Annotated in this window: 15 protein-coding genes and 1 tRNA gene; 7 read left to right on the top strand and 9 right to left on the bottom strand. The window is 60.0% G+C overall.

From position 1 onward, the window contains the following. Positions 1 to 17 precede the first annotated feature (17 nt). The 7 genes from tolB (at position 18) to nadA (ending at position 5,672) form a co-directional block, all read left to right on the top strand. A complete protein-coding gene (gene tolB / locus D8U61_RS15055; protein WP_016773506.1) occupies positions 18 to 1,298 on the top strand; it encodes a Tol-Pal system beta propeller repeat protein TolB in 1,281 nt (426 codons plus the stop codon). Between the two features lie 52 nt (positions 1,299 to 1,350). After that, positions 1,351 to 1,848 (top strand): peptidoglycan-associated lipoprotein Pal, encoded by a 498-nt coding sequence (gene pal / locus D8U61_RS15050; protein ID WP_003178634.1) that lies wholly within the window; start codon positions 1,351 to 1,353, stop codon positions 1,846 to 1,848. 6 nt (positions 1,849 to 1,854) lie between these two features. Beyond that, positions 1,855 to 2,694 (top strand): tol-pal system protein YbgF, encoded by an 840-nt coding sequence (ybgF, locus tag D8U61_RS15045; protein ID WP_024014085.1) that lies wholly within the window; start codon positions 1,855 to 1,857, stop codon positions 2,692 to 2,694. Between the two features lie 167 nt (positions 2,695 to 2,861). Further along, a complete protein-coding gene (gene queE / locus D8U61_RS15040; RefSeq protein ID WP_130902312.1) occupies positions 2,862 to 3,509 on the top strand; it encodes a 7-carboxy-7-deazaguanine synthase QueE in 648 nt (215 codons plus the stop codon). A gap of 1 nt (position 3,510) precedes the next feature. Then, positions 3,511 to 4,203: a 7-cyano-7-deazaguanine synthase QueC gene (gene queC, locus D8U61_RS15035; RefSeq protein WP_125925576.1), complete on the top strand. Its 693-nt coding sequence runs from the start codon at positions 3,511 to 3,513 to the stop codon at positions 4,201 to 4,203. A gap of 62 nt (positions 4,204 to 4,265) precedes the next feature. After that, positions 4,266 to 4,341, top strand: a tRNA-Lys gene (locus tag D8U61_RS15030). 272 nt (positions 4,342 to 4,613) lie between these two features. Further along, on the top strand, positions 4,614 to 5,672 hold the full coding sequence (gene nadA / locus D8U61_RS15025; RefSeq protein WP_016773509.1) for a quinolinate synthase NadA: 1,059 nt from the start codon (positions 4,614 to 4,616) through the stop codon (positions 5,670 to 5,672). A 177-nt stretch (positions 5,673 to 5,849) separates the two neighbouring features. Here the strand turns inward: nadA and D8U61_RS15020 are convergent, their stop codons facing one another. The 9 genes from D8U61_RS15020 to arcC all read right to left on the bottom strand — a co-directional run bounded on the left by D8U61_RS15020 (position 5,850) and on the right by arcC (position 16,673). Next, complete coding sequence (locus tag D8U61_RS15020; protein WP_016773510.1) at positions 5,850 to 6,338, bottom strand: RDD family protein; 489 nt, start codon at positions 6,336 to 6,338, stop codon at positions 5,850 to 5,852. A gap of 97 nt (positions 6,339 to 6,435) precedes the next feature. Next, positions 6,436 to 6,648, bottom strand: coding sequence for a cold-shock protein (locus D8U61_RS15015; RefSeq protein ID WP_003227496.1), 213 nt, complete (start codon positions 6,646 to 6,648; stop codon positions 6,436 to 6,438). A 403-nt stretch (positions 6,649 to 7,051) separates the two neighbouring features. After that, the gene (gene gcvT, locus D8U61_RS15010; protein WP_125925571.1) at positions 7,052 to 8,176 is read right to left on the bottom strand and encodes a glycine cleavage system aminomethyltransferase GcvT; all 1,125 of its coding nucleotides are present in this window, start codon (positions 8,174 to 8,176) and stop codon (positions 7,052 to 7,054) included. A 110-nt stretch (positions 8,177 to 8,286) separates the two neighbouring features. Continuing rightward, positions 8,287 to 9,663, bottom strand: coding sequence for an L-serine ammonia-lyase (locus D8U61_RS15005; protein ID WP_024014080.1), 1,377 nt, complete (start codon positions 9,661 to 9,663; stop codon positions 8,287 to 8,289). Positions 9,664 to 9,867: 204 nt separating this feature from the next. Then, the gene (gcvP, locus tag D8U61_RS15000) at positions 9,868 to 12,720 is read right to left on the bottom strand and encodes an aminomethyl-transferring glycine dehydrogenase (protein ID WP_130927190.1); all 2,853 of its coding nucleotides are present in this window, start codon (positions 12,718 to 12,720) and stop codon (positions 9,868 to 9,870) included. Positions 12,721 to 12,731: 11 nt separating this feature from the next. Next, a complete protein-coding gene (gcvH, locus tag D8U61_RS14995) occupies positions 12,732 to 13,115 on the bottom strand; it encodes a glycine cleavage system protein GcvH (RefSeq protein WP_130927189.1) in 384 nt (127 codons plus the stop codon). Between the two features lie 450 nt (positions 13,116 to 13,565). Further along, positions 13,566 to 15,074, bottom strand: coding sequence for a sigma-54-dependent transcriptional regulator (locus D8U61_RS14990; protein WP_110646607.1), 1,509 nt, complete (start codon positions 15,072 to 15,074; stop codon positions 13,566 to 13,568). Positions 15,075 to 15,318: 244 nt separating this feature from the next. Next, positions 15,319 to 15,681, bottom strand: coding sequence for a DUF5064 family protein (locus tag D8U61_RS14985; RefSeq protein WP_130927188.1), 363 nt, complete (start codon positions 15,679 to 15,681; stop codon positions 15,319 to 15,321). A gap of 62 nt (positions 15,682 to 15,743) precedes the next feature. Continuing rightward, complete coding sequence (gene arcC, locus D8U61_RS14980; protein WP_016770621.1) at positions 15,744 to 16,673, bottom strand: carbamate kinase; 930 nt, start codon at positions 16,671 to 16,673, stop codon at positions 15,744 to 15,746. Positions 16,674 to 16,747: the final 74 nt, after the last annotated feature.

The following is a 16,747-nucleotide window of genomic DNA, read 5'->3' as shown; positions in this document are numbered from 1 at the left end:
GAAACCTTCTTCGAGGAATGCTGGTCGTGATCTGCTGCATGGCAGGGATCGCGGCGGCAGATGAAAAGAACATTCTGGTCACCAGCGGCAGCGACCGGGCTACTCCGATCGCCGTCGTACCGTTCGGCATGCAGGGCGGCGCCGTGCTGCCGGATGACATGGCTGAAATCATTGGCAACGATTTGCGCAACTCGGGCTATTACTCGCCGATTCCGAAAGCCAACATGATCAGCCAGCCAAGCCAGCCGAGCGAAATCATCTTCCGTGACTGGAAGGCGGTGGGTGCTCAGTACATGATGGTCGGCAGCATCGCTCCAGCGGGCGGTCGCCTGCAGGTGCAGTGGGCACTGTTCAACGTCGCCACCGAGCAGAAAGTGGCGGACGGCAGTGTTTCCGGTACGACCGACCAGATCCGTGACATGGCGCACTTCATCTCCGATCAGTCGTTCCAGAAGCTGACCGGCATTGAAGGTGCCTTCTCGACGCGCCTGCTGTACGTGACGGCCGAGCGTTTTTCCGAGAAGAACACCCGTTACACCCTGCAACGCTCCGACTATGACGGTGCCCGCGCAGTGACTCTGCTGCAATCGCGCGAGCCGATCCTGTCGCCGCGTTTTGCACCAGACGGCAAGCGTATCGCCTACGTGTCGTTCGAGCAGAAGCGTCCGCGTATCTTCATGCAGAACATCGACACCGGTCGCCGTGAGCAGATCACCAACTTCGAAGGCCTCAACGGCGCGCCAGCCTGGTCGCCGGACGGCAATCGCCTGGCGTTCGTGCTGTCGAAAGACGGTAACCCGGACATCTACGTAATGAACCTCGGTTCGCGTCAGATCAGCCGCGTAACCAATGGCCAGGGCATCAATACCGAACCGTTCTGGGGCAAGGATGGCTCGACCATCTATTTCACCTCGGACCGTGGCGGCAAGCCGCAAATCTATAAAACCAGCGTCGGTGGCGGTGGTGCCGAGCGTGTGACGTTCGTGGGCAACTACAACGCCAACCCGAAACTTTCGGCTGATGAAAAGACTTTGGTGATGATCCATCGTCAGGATGGCTTCACCAATTTCAAGGTGGCAGCTCAGGATCTGCAGCGGGGTAGTGTAAAGATCCTCACTGATAGCACTCTGGACGAGTCACCTACTGTTGCGCCCAACGGCACCATGGTAATCTACGCCACCCGCCAACAGGGCCGGGGAGTCTTGATGCTCGTGTCCATTAATGGGCGCGTGAGGCTCCCGCTTCCTACCGCTCAAGGCGAAGTCAGAGAACCGTCCTGGTCCCCTTACCTGAAGTGAGCGGGCGCTACACGTTTTACTTAACACACTGGGGTTCATTAGGAGTTTCACGATGGAAATGCTGAAGTTTGGTAAATTTGCTGCGCTGGCTCTGGCCATGGCTGTAGCTGTAGGTTGCTCGTCCAAAGGCGGCGACAACGCCGGTGAAGGCGCTGTTGATCCAAACGCTGGTTACGGCGCAAACACTGGTGCCGTTGACGGTTCCCTGAGCGAAGAAGCTGCTCTGCGCGCAATCACCACCTTCTACTTCGAATACGACAGCTCGGACCTGAAGCCAGAAGCCATGCGCGCTCTGGACGTTCACGCCAAAGACCTGAAAGCAAACGGCGCTCGCGTTGTTCTGGAAGGCAACACCGACGAACGTGGTACTCGTGAGTACAACATGGCACTGGGCGAGCGTCGTGCGAAAGCCGTTCAGCGCTACCTGGTACTGCAAGGTGTTTCCCCAGCTCAGCTGGAACTGGTTTCCTACGGCGAAGAGCGTCCAGTTGCTACCGGCAACGACGAGCAGTCCTGGGCCCAGAACCGTCGCGTCGAACTGCGTAAGTAATTCGATATGCGAACGTGCCGTCGTGCTGTAACTGTTCTGGCTCTCAGCCTCGCGCCGCTTGCGGCGTGGGCTGCGGTTCCTGTGGTCGATGACAACTCCGGTTATAACAATAGCGGGAGCAGTTATCCGCCTGCGGGTTACGGTACGAACGGCGCCTATGCCGGGGGAGCGGCTTCGGCCCCTGCCTCGGCACAAGGCATGCTGTTCAACCAATTGCAACAGATGCAGGATCAGATCTCGCGCCAACAGGGCGTGATCGAAGAACTGCAGAATCAGGTTTCGCGCATGAAGCAGGAATCCCTGGAGCGATACCAGGATCTTGATCGGCGCATAGGATCCGGCGTTGCACCAGCCGCGACTCCCGAGAATTCTTCTGCCGGTGGCGATGCAAGTGCTGCTGCCGGTGCTGCCGCAGGCGCGGGTGCTGCTGCGGCAGCCCAGGCCCCTGCTGCGGGTAGCGAACCGGCTGATCCGGCCAAGGAAAAGCTGTATTACGATGCCGCTTTCGACCTGATCAAAGCCAAGGATTTCGACAAGGCCAGCCAGGCCTTCGCCGCTTTCCTGCGCAAATACCCCAACAGCCAGTACGCGGGCAACGCCCAGTACTGGTTGGGCGAAGTGAACCTGGCCAAGGGTGATCTGCAAGGTGCAGGTCAGGCCTTTGCCAAGGTTTCGCAGCTGTATCCCAAGCACAACAAAGTGCCGGACTCGCTGTACAAGCTGGCTGACGTTGAGCGCCGCCTCGGTCACACCGACAAGGTCAAAGGCATTCTGCAGCAGGTGGTGTCCCAATATCCGGGCACTTCCGCCGCGCAGCTGGCCCAGCGTGATTTACAGCGCATGTAAGCCTGTTCATCCATGTTTTGAAGAAACCCGCGCTTGTCGCGGGTTTTTTCGTTAGAATTCACGCCCTTTTTCTGAAACACGCTTCTTGTGGTCTACGCGTTGGCGGGATTGCCTGAAGTGCCTGACGGAGGCGGACAGCCTGTTTAGCTGTTACGCCCGTGGCGACTATGCAAGACACATTGAGAATTACCGAAGTTTTCTACTCGTTGCAGGGGGAAACTCGGACTGCCGGGCTGCCCACGGTTTTCGTGCGCCTGACCGGTTGCCCGTTGCGTTGCCAGTACTGCGACAGCGCTTACGCGTTCAGCGGCGGCACCGTCCGCACCCTCGACGACATCCTTGAGCAAGTGGCCGGATATCGTCCGCGCTACGTTTGTGTCACCGGCGGTGAGCCGTTGGCTCAGCCGAACGCCATTCCTTTGCTTGAGCGGTTGTGTGATACCGGCTACGAGGTGTCGCTGGAAACCAGCGGCGCCCTTGACGTATCCGCTGTCGATCCGCGTGTCAGTCGCGTCGTCGATCTGAAAACACCGGGCTCGAAAGAAGCCCATCGCAACCGTTACGAGAACATCGAACTGCTGACCCGCAACGATCAGGTGAAGTTTGTCATCTGCTCGCGGGAAGACTACGACTGGGCGGTCTCCAAGCTGATCCAGTACGGTCTCGACCAGCGCGCCGGCGAAGTACTGTTTTCGCCGAGTCACCACGACCTGAATGCTCGGGAACTGGCGGACTGGGTAGTGGCGGACAACCTGCCGGTACGCCTGCAATTGCAGCTGCATAAATATCTTTGGAACGACGAGCCGGGGCGCTGAGATGACTGAACAACTGAACACCACTGAAAAACGTGCAGTCATTTTGCTGTCCGGCGGCCTCGACTCGGCCACCGTCGTGGCGATGGCACGCGCCGAAGGCTACGCCTGCTACACCATGAGTTTCGATTACGGTCAGCGCTCGCATGCCGAATTGCATGCCGCCGCCCGCGTTGCTCGCGATTTGGGTGTGGTCGAGCACAAGGTCATCGGACTGAACCTCAATGGCATGGGCGGCTCGGCGCTGACCGACACCAGCATCGACATTCCGGAAGAGCTGGGCGAAGGCATTCCGGTGACTTACGTGCCGGCGCGCAACACGGTGTTCCTGTCGTTGGCATTGGGTTGGGCCGAAGTGCTCGGCGCCCGCGACATCTTCATCGGCGTCAATGCAGTGGATTATTCCGGCTACCCGGACTGCCGTCCCGAGTTCATCGAGTCGTTCGAGCGCATGGCCAATCTGGCGACCAAGGCCGGCGTGGAAGGCAATGGCTTCCGGATCCAGGCGCCGCTGCAGAACCTGAGCAAAGCGCAGATCGTTCAGGCCGGCGTGAAGCTTGGCGTTGATTACGGTCTGACGGTTTCCTGCTATCAGGCAGACGATGACGGCCGCGCCTGCGGCAAATGCGACAGCTGCCGCCTGCGTGCTGAAGGCTTCGCGGCGGCGGGTGTGAGCGATCCAACCCCTTATTTTTGATTTTTTCAAAAAAGGTGTTGAATAGTCCTTAAAAATCAGTATTATACGCGCCACCACACAGCGGGTCGTTAGCTCAGTTGGTAGAGCAGTTGGCTTTTAACCAATTGGTCGTAGGTTCGAATCCCACACGACCCACCATATTTGGCGGTTTAGAAAATCCGGAAGGCCCACGAAAGTGAGGATTTCCGGGTTTTTTTTTGCCCGCAATTCGGGCGTTCGATGTTTCAGCGCGGCCACACCTGACGCAGGTCAGAATCATCTTTTGTATCAACGGGATATTCTGTAGCCTTGCGCAGCTTCAACGCTGTTCCGTGCCTGATGATACTCACTCTCCCGGCGGTACCCTCTAGTGGTCCGGAGCCGGGTGTATACTCGACTTTCGCGCGAATGCGCCTGCAGGTCTTGCGAACATGACGCAGATTTCCGAACGCCTCCTGGTTCAAGCCCACCTCGACGCCAAACAGCCGAAACCGCTGACGGCAGAAGAGGAGGCTTATTACCGTTCCGCCATCGCCGCCGAGCTCAAGGCTCAGGACGCGGTGCTGGTCGCCCACTTCTATTGCGATCCGGTGATTCAGGCCCTGGCCGAAGAAACCGGCGGCTGTGTTTCCGACTCCCTGGAAATGGCCCGCTTCGGCAACGCCCATCCGGCCAAGACCGTGGTGGTCGCCGGCGTCAAGTTCATGGGCGAGACGGCAAAAATTCTTAATCCGGAAAAACGCGTGCTGATGCCGACTCTGGAGGCGACCTGCTCGCTGGACCTGGGCTGCCCGGTCGACGAGTTCTCGGCGTTCTGCGATCAGCACCCGGAACGTACCGTGGTGGTGTATGCCAACACTTCCGCCGCCGTGAAGGCTCGGGCTGACTGGGTGGTGACTTCGAGCTGCGCACTGGAAATCGTCGAAAGCCTGATGGACAACGGCGAGACGATCATCTGGGGCCCGGACAAGCACTTGGGCACTTACATTCAGCGCAAGACCGGCGCCGACATGCTGCTTTGGGATGGTGCCTGCATCGTTCACGAAGAGTTCAAGTCCAAGCAGCTCGAAGACATGAAGGCGCTGTACCCGGACGCAGCGATTCTGGTGCATCCCGAGTCGCCGACTTCGGTGATCGAGCTGGCGGACGCCGTCGGTTCCACCAGCCAGTTGATCGCCGCCGCGCAAAGCCTGCCAAACAAGACCCTGATCGTCGCCACCGACCGTGGCATCTTCTACAAGATGCAGCAGCTGTGCCCGGACAAGGTCTTCATCGAAGCGCCTACCGCCGGTAACGGCGCGGCTTGTCGCAGTTGCGCACATTGCCCGTGGATGGCCATGAACACCCTTGAGCGCACGCTCAAGAGCTTGAAGGAAGGCACCAACGAGATCTTTGTCGATCCGGCGCTGATTCCCCAGGCGATTCGTCCGTTGAAGCGCATGCTCGACTTCACCCAGGCAGCGCGGATGAAGCTGGCCGGTAACGCCTGAGTACCCTTTGTAGTAGAGAGCCCTGTGGTGAGGGGATTTATCCCCGTTGGGTGGCGAAGCCGCCCTAAATCAAACACCGCGGCATATCAGGGATACCGCGTGGGCTCCTTTACGGCTGCTACGCAGCCGGACGGGGATAAATCCCCTCCCCACAGGGGGGACTCCTGAGTATGGAAATTATTTGCTCTTCTTCGGTATTCGCACCACACGGGTATCCGAATAGATGTCATGCCAGGTGCGCTTCTGCTTGTCGAACAGCGACCAGAAGAACCCCAACCCGATACACAACCACGACGCGATCGACACCATAAAGCGCAACAGCGCCTGCCACAGGCTGATTGCTGTGCCGTTGGCGTTCTGCACGCGGATGCCCCACACCTGCATGCCCAGTGTCTGCCCGCCATGGGTCCAGAACTTGGCGAAGAAGCCGAACAATACCAACAGCAGCACTGTGGAATACAGCGGATCACCATCGAGCTGGCCGGCGTCGGTCATCACCCGCAGCCGTTCTTCGCCAATGATCGCGGCCTGGATCAACTTGTAGATGAATCCGGTGACGATCAGCAGGGCGGTGCACAGCAGGAAGTCGTAGAACATCGCCGCCAGACGACGACCGAGAGCAACGGGAGGAAAGTCCCCTTGCGGCGTGAGCAGGTGTTTCGACATGGCAGCCTCGGAACGCGAATGGAAGCGCCATTTTACGGATTAGCGCGCACAAAAAAGCCCCTGATATCAATATCAGGGGCTTTTTCGTATCAGAAGATCAGGCTTCTGCTTGTACTTCGTCAGCCTGCATGCCTTTCTGGCCTTGCACAGCAACGAAAGTCACTTTCTGGCCTTCTTTCAGGCTTTTGAAGCCGTTGCCCTGAATGGCGCGGAAATGTACGAACAGATCCGGACCGCTTTCTGGAGTGATAAAACCAAAACCTTTCTCGTCGTTAAACCACTTGACGGTACCGCTCTGACGTGTGGACATTTCTTATTTCCTTTGACGCATAAATTGATGACAGCCCCTTTCACATGAAAGAGTACTGGAGCTGGTTGCAAGGAGTAAGAAGACGTCGAGCGGGATGTAGCTAACTTGTAGGCTACTGCCCAGGTCACGATTCCAAGCTGACCCATGCAAACACAGTGGACAAACTCTACGCCAACTACGGGAGAAAAAACAAGCCCTGCGAAGGCCCCGGTTTTACTGCTCTTCATGGCAGTTCGTCAGCAAACTAGTTCAGTCTTAGACGATTGTCTGGTTCTATTTTCAGCAAACGTTATAAGCAACGTTCATATTCGAAACGGATGTTAAAAAACGCACTGTTTTATGGCGATTGCGTTACACATTAGTGCACGTATAACGCAATCGCGTTACTTATAGAAACAGTCGATCAACCGCGATAGTAGCGTTGTGGAACAAATGGCATTTTGCTTACAAGCATTTGCACCTTTTTCCCACGGACGATGGCCCACACGGGTGTATCGAGTGCGACGTAAGCGCTGTCGAGGTAACCCATCGCCAATGGCCCGCCCAAGGTCGGACCAAAGCCACCGCTGCAGACGCTGCCGATGATCTCGCCGGCCTCGTTGACGATCTCTGCGCCTTCACGCACCGGGGTACGCTCCTGTGGCAGCAGGCCGACACGTTTGCGTGCGACGCCGTTCTGTTGCTGCGCGAAGATCTGCTCGGCGCCCGGGAAACCGCCGGCCCGCGCTCCATCGGCGCGGCGGGGCTTGGAGATCGCCCACAGGAGGCTGGCTTCGATCGGCGTGGTTTCGGTGTTCATGTCGTGGCCGTACAGGCACAGGCCGGCTTCCAGACGCAGCGAGTCGCGGGCGCCAAGGCCGATGGCCTGGACCTCTGGCTCGGCGAGCAGGGCGCGGGCTAGTTTCTCCGCTTCAGCGGCCGGTACCGAGATTTCGAAACCGTCTTCACCGGTGTAGCCCGAACGGCTGACAAAGCACTCAACGCCCAGCAACGACACACGGTTGAACTGCATGAAGGTCATCTTCGCCACGTCCGGCTCAAGACGCGCCAGCACTGTGACGGCTGCCGGACCTTGCAGGGCGAGCAGGGCGCGCTCTTCGAACAGCGCCGTAATGGTGCACTGATCGCCGATGTGTTTTTGCAGATGCGCGAGATCCTGATCCTTGCACGCGGCGTTGACCACCAGGAACAGCTCGTCATTGCCCAGATTCGCGACCATCAGGTCATCGAGAATGCCACCGCTTTCGTTGGTGAACATCGCATAACGCTGCATGCCCACCGGCAGGTCGATGATGTCCACCGGCACCAGGGTTTCCAGGGCTTTGGCCGCATTGGCGCCGGTCAGACGAATCTGGCCCATGTGCGAGACGTCGAACAACCCGGCTTGCTCACGGGTGTGCTGGTGTTCTTTCATCACGCCGAGCGGGTATTGCACGGGCATGTCGTAGCCGGCGAACGGCACCATGCGTGCGCCGAGTTCGAGGTGCAGTGCGTGTAGCGGGGTTTTCGAGAGTTGTTCGGTGGACATGCGTGGCTCCTTTGAATTTGGGTTGCGGGTGAGAGGCAAGATCAAGAGCCCCTCACCCCAGCCCTCTCCCGGAGGGAGAGGGAGCTGGTTACGTTTGGCTGAGTTCGTAATCAGCATTCGATGATGTTGACCGCCAGGCCGCCGCGGGCGGTTTCCTTGTATTTGCTTTTCATGTCGGCGCCGGTCTGGCGCATGGTGCGGATGACTTTGTCGAGGGAGACGAAATGCTGACCGTCACCACGCATGGCCATGCGCACGGCGTTGATGGCTTTCACCGAGCCCATCGCGTTGCGCTCGATACAGGGCACCTGCACCAGACCGCCGATCGGGTCGCAGGTCAGGCCGAGGTTGTGTTCCATGCCGATTTCCGCGGCGTTCTCGACTTGCTGCACGCTGCCTCCGAGCACTTCGCACAGAGCACCGGCCGCCATCGAACAGGCCACGCCGACTTCACCCTGACAACCGACTTCGGCGCCGGAGATCGAAGCGTTTTCCTTGTAGAGAATGCCGATTGCGGCAGCGGTCAGCAGAAAGCGCACGACGCCGTCGTCATTCGCCCCGGGGATAAAACGCATGTAGTAATGCAGCACCGCCGGAATGATGCCCGCCGCGCCATTGGTGGGCGCAGTAACCACGCGCCCGCCGTTGGCGTTTTCTTCGTTGACCGCCAACGCATAAAGATTGACCCAGTCGAGCACCGACAGCGGATCGCGCAGCGCCGATTCCGGGTTCTTGCACAATTGCCGATGCAGCGCCGCCGCCCGGCGTTTGACCTTCAAGCCGCCCGGCAAAATGCCTTCGTTACGACAGCCGGCAGCGACGCAGTCCTGCATCACCTGCCAGATTTTCAGCAGGCCGGCACGGGTTTCCGCTTCAGGGCGCCAGGCGCTCTCGTTGGTCAGCATCACCTGACTGATCGACAGGCCATAGGTGGCGCAATGACCGAGCAAATCCTTGGCACTTTTGAACGGGAAGGTCAGCGGCGTGGCGTCTTCGACGATGCGATCGGCGCCGGCGGCATCTTCATCGACAACGAAACCACCGCCGACCGAGTAGTACTCGCGACTGCGGATCTGAATCCCCGCTGCGTCGAAGGCGCGAAAGATCATGCCGTTGGGGTGATAGGCCAACGGTTTGCGGATCATCGCCAGATGTTCTTTCTCGTTGAACGCGATGTTGTGTTCACCGAGCAGATTCAGTCGGCCATTGCCGCGAATTTCTTGCAGGCGCGCGGCGACGGTTTCGGTGTCGACTGTGTCCGGGTGCTCGCCTTCAAGGCCGAGCAGCACGGCTTTGTCGCTGCCGTGTCCTTTACCGGTAGCGCCGAGCGAACCGTACAGCTCGACACGCACGCTGGCGGTGCTGGTCAGCAGGTTTTCCCGGCGCAGCCCTTCGGCGAAACGCGCAGCAGCACGCATCGGGCCGACGGTGTGGGAACTGGAGGGACCGATGCCAATCTTGAACAGGTCGAACACGCTTAACGACATGAGTGGTTCTCCGGTTTCTTGTTATAAGGATTGGCGCAGTTTGAGATCGGTGCAGATCCCTTGTGGGAGCGAGCCTGCTAGCGAAAGCGTCGGATCAGCCAACATTTACGCTGGCTGAAATGGCGCCTTCGCGAGCAGGCTCGCTCCCACAGGGGGATCTAGGGTGTTGCTGAAATCGGGGCCGATATTCAGCCCCTCATTCCATTAAGCGTAGCTTTCGATCGACGGGCAGGCGCAGACCAGGTTGCGATCGCCGAAGACGTTGTCGACCCGGCCGACCGGCGGCCAGTATTTGCCTTCGATCAGCGACGCGACTGGGTAAACGGCTTGCTCACGGCTGTACGGGTGGGTCCATTCGCCAACCAGTTCCGCTGCGGTGTGCGGGGCGTTTTTCAATGGGTTGTCTTCCTTGTCCAGCGTGCCGTTTTCCACTGCGCGGATTTCTTCGCGGATGCGGATCATCGCGTCACAGAAGCGGTCCAGTTCTTCCTTGGATTCGCTTTCGGTCGGCTCGATCATCAGCGTGCCGGCGACCGGGAACGACATGGTCGGCGCGTGGAAACCGAAGTCGATCAGGCGTTTGGCGACGTCATCGACGCTGATGCCGCTGCTGTCTTTGAGCGGACGCAGATCGAGGATGCACTCGTGCGCCACCAGGCCGTTGCTGCCGGTGTACAGCACTGGGTAATGCTCTTCGAGGCGACGGGAAATGTAGTTGGCGTTGAGGATCGCCAGTTGCGAAGCGCGCTTCAGACCGGCGCCACCCATCATGCGAATGTACATCCAGGTGATCGGCAGAATGCTCGCGCTGCCGAACGGTGCCGCGCAGACCGCGCCCTCCTTGCGTTCCATCTGGCCGTGGCCCGGCAGGAACGGGGTCAGGTGCGATTTGACGCCGATCGGGCCGACGCCCGGGCCGCCACCGCCGTGCGGGATGCAGAAGGTTTTGTGCAGGTTCAGGTGCGAGACGTCGCCGCCGAACTTGCCTGGTGCGCAGAGGCCGACCATGGCGTTCATGTTGGCGCCGTCGATGTACACCTGGCCGCCGTTGTCGTGAATGATCGCGCAGATCTCGCGGATGCCTTCTTCGAACACGCCGTGGGTCGACGGGTAGGTGATCATCAGCGCGGCGAGGTGTTCGCGGTGCTCGATGGCTTTGGCGCGCAGGTCTTCAATGTCGACGTTGCCACGGGCATCGCACGCGGTGACGACCACGCGCATACCGGCCATTTGCGCAGTGGCCGGGTTGGTACCGTGGGCCGACGACGGGATCAGGCAGATGTCGCGGCGCTCATCGCCACGGCTCTGGTGGTAGGCGCGGATCGCCAGGAGACCTGCGTATTCACCTTGCGAACCAGCGTTCGGTTGCAGCGAGATCGAGTCGTAACCGGTGGCGGCGCAGAGCATCGCTTCCAGCTCGTCGGTCAGTTGCTGGTAACCGGCGCTTTGTGCGGCCGGGGCGAACGGGTGCAGTGCACCGAATTCGGCCCAGGTCACCGGGATCATTTCGCTGGCGGCGTTGAGTTTCATGGTGCACGAGCCCAGCGGGATCATCGTGCGATCGAGTGCCAGGTCCTTGTCCGCCAGTTTGCGCAGGTAGCGCATCAGCTCGGTTTCCGAGTGATAACGGTTGAACACTGGGTGGCTGAGGATCGGCGACTGGCGCACCAGCTCAGCAGGAATGGTGCTCTGCACCGAGGTGGCCAGCGCAGCGAAGTCCGGCAGGGTCTTGCCGTCGGCGAACAGGCCCCACAGGGTTTCGATGTCAGCCTGAGTGGTGGTTTCGTCGACCGACAGGCCCAGACGTTCAGCGTCGATCACACGCAGGTTGATCTGCTGAGCATGCGCCTTGTCGTGCAGCGCGGCGGTGTGTGCGCCGGTAGCAACGGTCAGGGTGTCGAAGAAGTTTGCCTGCTCGACTTGAGCGCCCAGCGCGGTCAGGCCCTTGGCCAGAATCGCGGTCAGGTGATGCACGCGGTTGGCGATCTGGGTCAGGCCTTTCGGGCCGTGGTAGACGGCGTACATGCTGGCGATGTTGGCCAGCAGCACTTGGGCGGTGCAGATGTTCGACGTGGCCTTTTCGCGGCGGATGTGTTGCTCGCGGGTCTGCATCGCCAGACGCAGCGCTGGCTTGCCGAAACGGTCAACCGAGACACCGACCAGACGGCCCGGCATGTCACGCTTGAAGGCATCTTTAGTGGAGAAATAAGCGGCGTGCGGGCCACCGAAGCCCAGCGGCACGCCGAAGCGTTGCGCCGAACCGATGGCGACGTCGGCACCGAATTCGCCCGGTGCGGTCAGCAGCGTCAGGGCCAGCAAATCAGCGGCCACAGCGACCAAAGCGTTGGCGGCGTGGAAGCGCTCGGTCAGCTCGCGGTAGTCGAACACATCACCGTTGCTCGCCGGGTATTGCAGCAGCGCGCCGAAGAACGGCGTGACGTCAGTCAGTTCGCGCTCATCGCCCACGACCACGTCAATACCGAGCGGCTCGGCACGGGTGCGCAGCACGTCGAGGGTCTGCGGATGGCTGTGGATCGACGCAAAGAACTGGTGGCTGCCTTTGTTCTTGCTCAGGCGTTTGCAGAAGGTCATGGCTTCGGCAGCGGCGGTGGCTTCGTCGAGCAGGGAGGCGTTGGCGATCGGCAGGCCGGTGAGGTCGCTGATCATGGTCTGGAAGTTCAGCAGCGCTTCGAGACGGCCCTGGGAAATTTCTGGCTGGTATGGGGTGTAAGCGGTGTACCAGGCCGGGTTTTCCAGCAGGTTGCGCAGGATCGGCGAAGGCGTGTGGCAGTTGTAGTAGCCCTGGCCGATGTAGGTCTTGAACAGCTGATTCTTGCCGGCGATGGCTTTGATCATCGCCAGGGCGTCGGCCTCGCTGAGGCCGTCGTCCATGCCCAGCACGCTGGTGCCCTTGATGCTTTCCGGGATGACGCTGGCGCTCAGGGCTTCGAGGGAATCGAAGCCGAGGCTGTTGAGCATGGCTTGCTCGTCACCGGCGCGCGGGCCGATGTGACGGGCGATGAATTCGTTGGCGGTACCGAGATTGATGGCGGTCATGGGGTAATTCCTCAGGCTTCGGCTTGGGCTTTGATCAGGCGGTCGTAAGCGTCCTGATCGAGCAATTTGCCGACAGCGGCGGCGTCGCTTGGCTGAAAGCGGAAGAACCAGCCTTCGCCCAGCGGATCTTCGTTGACCAGCTCAGGAGCGTCTTGCAGCGCCGGGTTGACTTCCTGCACGTCGCCATCGAGCGGCATGTACACGCCGCTGGCGGCTTTCACCGATTCCACGGTGGCGGCTTCAGCGCCTTTTTCGTAAGCCTGCAGCTCAGGCAGTTGCACGAACACCACGTCGCCCAAGGCGTTCTGCGCGAATGCGGTGATGCCGACAGTAACGCTGCCGTCGGCTTCGGTGCGCAGCCATTCGTGATCTTCAGTAAAACGCAACTCGCTCATGGAAACTCCTCAGGGGCCAGACTCGTCTGGTGGACGCGGTGGAAAGCTTGGGGCGGGGAAGCCCTTAATAGATGAGGAGGCAGGTAGCAAGAATGCGGCCAAGGTTGATTTATCTATATAAATCAATGGCTTGAGTTGTTTTGGTGTTTGTTGGGATGTTGCTGTTGTAGCGAAATCGCTACAGCTTGGGGCGGGGAGAAAAGCTTAATCGGATCAAAGCGTTGCGCAGCGCTGGTCACAGGCGGGTGTAGCGATATCGTTCCGCTGTAGCGCTTTCGGTACAGATGGAGGTCGTTTTTGGACGGATTTCGAATCCGCCATAAATCCTGTGGGAGCGAGCCTGCTCGCGAAGACGGTGTGTCAGGCGCCAGCTATTTTGCTGATAGACCGCTTTCGCGAGCAGGCTCGCTCCCACATGGGGAATTTCCTGCAATAGGGATGCGCGGTGAGTCAGGGTTTATTGGGAATGCCGTATTTGCGCAGGCGATGGGCAATGGCGGTGTGCGAGGTCTGCAAGCGGCTCGCCAATTGCCGGGTCGAGGGGTAGCTGACGTAGAGCTTTTCCAACAGCTCTCTCTCGAAAGATTCGACCGCTTGCTCAAGGCTGTCGACATCGGTATCGGCCTGGCGCGCCACCGAAGTGCCGGCGATGTCGAGGTCACCGATATCGACCAGGCTGCTCTCGCAGATCGCTGCTGCGCGAAAAATCACGTTCTGCAATTGCCGCACGTTGCCCGGCCAGCGATTGCCGAGCAGCGCCGGATAAGTCCCCGGTGCCAGGCGGCAGACCGGGCGCTGGATCTGCGCACAGGCCTGCTGCATGAAGTAGCGCGCCAGCAGCAGGATGTCCTGACCGCGTTCACGCAGCGGCGGCACTTCGACGTTGAGCACATTGAGGCGATAGAACAGGTCCTCGCGGAACAGGCCTTCGCTGACCATTTTTTCCAGGTCGCGGTGGGTCGCGCTGAGGATGCGCACGTTGACCTTTACTTCCCGATCACCACCGACGCGGCGGAAGCTGCCGTCGTTGAGAAAGCGCAGGAGTTTGGCCTGCAAGTACGGCGACATCTCGCCGATTTCATCGAGGAACACCGTGCCCTGGTTGGCCAGTTCCATCAGCCCCGGTTTACCGCCACGCGCCGCGCCGGTGAAGGCGCCGGGGGCGTAGCCGAACAGTTCGCTTTCGGCGAGGTTTTCCGGCAGCGCTGCGCAGTTGAGGGCGAGAAACGGAGCGCTGTGCCGCGCACTGATCGCGTGACAGGCGCGGGCCACCAATTCTTTACCGGTGCCGGTTTCGCCTTGAATCAACAACGGTGCATCAAGGGCGGCGACGCGTTGCGCGCGGGCCTTGAGTGTGCGGATCGCCGGGGATTCGCCGAGCAGCGCGTCGAAGCCTTCGGCGTGATCGTGGTGCAACGCCGAGAGCTGTTCGCCAATGCGGTTCGGTTGATACAGGGTCAGCAGGGCGCCGGCGTCGGTGATCGGCGTGGCATCGAGCAGCAGGGTCTGGCCATTGACGGTTATTTCGCGCAGCGGCAGGCGAAAGCCGTTTTCCAGCAGGGTGTCGAGCAGACCGGGATCGTTGAACAGCGCCGAGACGCTTTCGCCGGCCGGTTCGCGACCGTACAGGGCAATCAGCGCCGGGTTGGCCAGCAGCACCTTGCCGGCGCTGTCGAGGGCCAGCACCGGGTCAGTCATCGCCGCGAGCAGGGCATCTAGCTGCAGATGCCGACGCTGGCCGGGCAGGATATCGACCACGGTCACCGCTTCCACGCCGAGCACGCGAAACAGCGCATCTTTCAGTTCTTCGAGCACTTGCGGGCTGAGGGTCGGCGCGTCGATGTAGACGTTCGGCGGAATCATCTCCACCGCATCCAGATTGAGATTGCGCCCACCGAGGATAGCCAGGACTTCCTGGGTGATGCCGACGCGGTCGATGAAGCTGACGTGGATACGCATGGGGCGGTTCAGTGATCTGCAGAGCGGAGGGGGCAAGTATGCCTTAAATCAAAAGCCCCCTCACCCCAGTCCTCTCCCGGAGGGAGAGGGAGCCGACCGAGGTGTCTGAGGTTATGCATCGACCTGAAAGTACCGGGCGATTATGGATTCAGTGATGCAGAATCAGTTCGACGCAATGCTGCAGCATCCCCCAATCGGTTCCCTCTCCCTCTGGGAGAGGGCTAGGGTGAGGGGCTTTTGATTTTTATTCGAAATGCTCGAGGTTCACCGGATCCCCCGACTGCATATTCAACTTCTGCCGAATGTCTTCAAACATCAGATCGTAATGCTTGTGCACCGAACCGATCTGGCTGTGGGCCTTGGGTATGCCGTACTTCTCGGCGATCCGGGTCACGTCGCGGGCGAAGTTGTAGGCCTCTTCCTTGGGCAGGAAAAACGTCTCCTTCATGTCCTTGCCCTGCATGCTGCCGTGCAGGGTGAACTGAATCCCTTTGCCTTTCTGCGGATCGGTGAACACTTCATAGTCCAGATGTACGTTGTAATTGACGTCATCGTCGGTCAACGCGTGCCGCTCGATATGCAGATGACCGGGTTCGAACTGGGCCATTGAGCTACTCCTTTCAAGGCATGGAAGCGGGGCAGGTGTTGAATCTGCCCCGGTGTTTATTGTTATCGGTAGCTGATCCCCGGCTTCGCCGTGCTGACCCGCGTACCGGCGGTGCCCTGGACGATGGCTTCGATATCGGCCAGCGAACCGATCACCGCGACCTTGCCAGTATGGCGCGCGAATTCGCAGGCTGCCTGCACCTTCGGTCCCATGGAGCCTGCGGCGAAACCGAGACGTTCGAGTTCGTCCGGGTGGGCTTCGGCGATGGCTTTCTGGGTTGGTTTGCCATAGTCGATAAAAGCCGCGTTGACGTCGGTGGCGATCACCAGCAGGTCGGCTTCCAATTGCTCGGCAAGCAACGACGAACACAGATCCTTGTCGATCACCGCCTCGATGCCCTTGAGGTTGCGCTGCTCGTCGTACATGGTCGGAATACCGCCGCCACCAGCGCAAATGACGATGCTGCCCTTGTCCAGCAGCCACTTGATCGGGCGGATTTCGAAGATGCGCTTCGGCCGTGGGCTGGCGACCACACGGCGGAATTTGTCGCCATCGGCAGCAATCGCCCAGCCTTTCTCGGCGGCGAGTTTTTCCGCTTCGGCTTTCTCGTAGACCGGGCCGATCGGCTTGGTCGGGTTCTTGAAAGCCGGGTCGTTGGCGTCGACTTCGACCTGGGTCAGCAGGGTGGCGAACGGCACTTCGAAGTCGAGCAGATTGCCCAGTTCCTGTTCGATGATGTAGCCGATCATGCCTTCGGTTTCAGCGCCGAGCACGTCCAGCGGGTAGGGGGTGACAGAGGTATAGGCCGCCGCTTGCAGCGACAGCAGACCGACTTGCGGGCCATTGCCGTGAGCGATGACCAGTTGGTTGCCGGGATGGATCTTGGCGATTTGCTCGGTGGCGATGCGGATGTTGGCGCGCTGATTGTCAGCGGTCATCGGCTCACCACGGCGAAGCAGGGCGTTACCGCCCAGGGCTACGACGATACGCATGGTGCAATCCTTCTAAGCAGAGGAATGGCAAACGACTCGATCTCCCTGTCGGAACCGATATCCCTGTGGGAGCG

Origin of the sequence: Pseudomonas sp. Sample_14 (genome assembly GCF_004307515.1) — a bacterium.
Classification (GTDB): Bacteria; Pseudomonadota; Gammaproteobacteria; order Pseudomonadales; family Pseudomonadaceae; genus Aquipseudomonas; species Aquipseudomonas atacamensis.
The sequence above is the reverse complement of the archived record's forward strand: the minus strand, read 5'-3'. Positions and strand labels throughout refer to the sequence as shown.

What these genes read in the sequence shown, in the direction of transcription:
- D8U61_RS14985 (WP_130927188.1), bottom strand. Translation starts at nt 15,681, where the DNA reads ATGGCCCAGTTCGAACCCGGTCATCTGCATATCGAGCGGCACGCGTTG.
- ybgF (WP_024014085.1), top strand. Translation starts at nt 1,855, where the DNA reads ATGCGAACGTGCCGTCGTGCTGTAACTGTTCTGGCTCTCAGCCTCGCG.
- D8U61_RS15005 (WP_024014080.1), bottom strand. Translation starts at nt 9,663, where the DNA reads ATGTCGTTAAGCGTGTTCGACCTGTTCAAGATTGGCATCGGTCCCTCC.
- D8U61_RS14990 (WP_110646607.1), bottom strand. Translation starts at nt 15,074, where the DNA reads ATGCGTATCCACGTCAGCTTCATCGACCGCGTCGGCATCACCCAGGAA.
- queE (WP_130902312.1), top strand. Translation starts at nt 2,862, where the DNA reads ATGCAAGACACATTGAGAATTACCGAAGTTTTCTACTCGTTGCAGGGG.
- tolB (WP_016773506.1), top strand. Translation starts at nt 18, where the DNA reads ATGCTGGTCGTGATCTGCTGCATGGCAGGGATCGCGGCGGCAGATGAA.
- nadA (WP_016773509.1), top strand. Translation starts at nt 4,614, where the DNA reads ATGACGCAGATTTCCGAACGCCTCCTGGTTCAAGCCCACCTCGACGCC.
- queC (WP_125925576.1), top strand. Translation starts at nt 3,511, where the DNA reads ATGACTGAACAACTGAACACCACTGAAAAACGTGCAGTCATTTTGCTG.
- arcC (WP_016770621.1), bottom strand. Translation starts at nt 16,673, where the DNA reads ATGCGTATCGTCGTAGCCCTGGGCGGTAACGCCCTGCTTCGCCGTGGT.
- D8U61_RS15015 (WP_003227496.1), bottom strand. Translation starts at nt 6,648, where the DNA reads ATGTCCACACGTCAGAGCGGTACCGTCAAGTGGTTTAACGACGAGAAA.
- gcvP (WP_130927190.1), bottom strand. Translation starts at nt 12,720, where the DNA reads ATGACCGCCATCAATCTCGGTACCGCCAACGAATTCATCGCCCGTCAC.
- gcvH (WP_130927189.1), bottom strand. Translation starts at nt 13,115, where the DNA reads ATGAGCGAGTTGCGTTTTACTGAAGATCACGAATGGCTGCGCACCGAA.
- gcvT (WP_125925571.1), bottom strand. Translation starts at nt 8,176, where the DNA reads ATGTCCACCGAACAACTCTCGAAAACCCCGCTACACGCACTGCACCTC.
- D8U61_RS15020 (WP_016773510.1), bottom strand. Translation starts at nt 6,338, where the DNA reads ATGTCGAAACACCTGCTCACGCCGCAAGGGGACTTTCCTCCCGTTGCT.
- pal (WP_003178634.1), top strand. Translation starts at nt 1,351, where the DNA reads ATGGAAATGCTGAAGTTTGGTAAATTTGCTGCGCTGGCTCTGGCCATG.